This window comes from Nesterenkonia aethiopica (assembly GCF_039534665.1).
GTDB classification, from domain to species: Bacteria; Actinomycetota; Actinomycetes; order Actinomycetales; family Micrococcaceae; genus Nesterenkonia; species Nesterenkonia aethiopica.
The window spans coordinates 1-590 of the sequence record NZ_BAAAVT010000050.1 but is presented as its reverse complement, the minus strand read 5'-3'; the positions used below and the strand labels follow the sequence as shown (position 1 = coordinate 590).

The window sequence follows — 590 nt, the reverse complement described above, 5'->3', positions numbered from 1 at the left end:
GCGAGCATCGCCCACGACCTGCAGATCAGTGACCAGACGATCTATGCCTGGCGCCGACAAGACCGGATCGACCGTGGCGAGATCCCCGGGCTGAGCACTGCGGAGAGCGCTGAGCTACGTGCGGCGAGAAAGCGGATCGCTGAATTGGAGCTGCAGCTGGCCGTAACGACGAAGGCGGTGGAGGTGCTAAAAGCCGAGACCAGCCCAAAAGGCGACGCGCGGCAGTCGAGCTGATCGCCGCGCATGAACTGCCAGTCCAGGTTGCCTGTCGAGTTCTCGGAGTGGCGGAATCTAGCTACTACGCCCAACGCCGCCGAGCCCCTTCCGAGAGAGCGATCCGTCACGAGTGGCTCACCGGTGTCATCGCTGAGGTCCATGCCGCGTCTCACGGGCGCTACGGGGTGCGACGAGTCCACGCTGAGCTCACTATGGGGCGTGGCATCCCGGTCGGTCACCAGCAGATAGAGCTCCTGATGCGCCGGGCCGGACTCAGAGGTTTGACGGGGCGGCGCAAGTGGCGACGGATCCTGCCCGATCAGATCGCCACCGATCTGGTCCAACGCGGGTTCACACGCCAGGAGCCAAACCGG

General features: G+C 65.1%; 2 protein-coding genes. Both read left to right on the top strand.

Going from position 1 to position 590, the window contains the following annotated elements; genetic code table 11:
• Positions 1–234, top strand: a 234-nt coding sequence (locus ABD658_RS15295) for a transposase (protein ID WP_425574519.1), incomplete at its 5' end; no start/stop codon positions are given.
• 47 nt (positions 235–281) lie between these two features.
• The coding region (locus ABD658_RS15395; RefSeq protein ID WP_425574518.1) for an IS3 family transposase at positions 282–590 on the top strand (309 nt) is incomplete at its 3' end.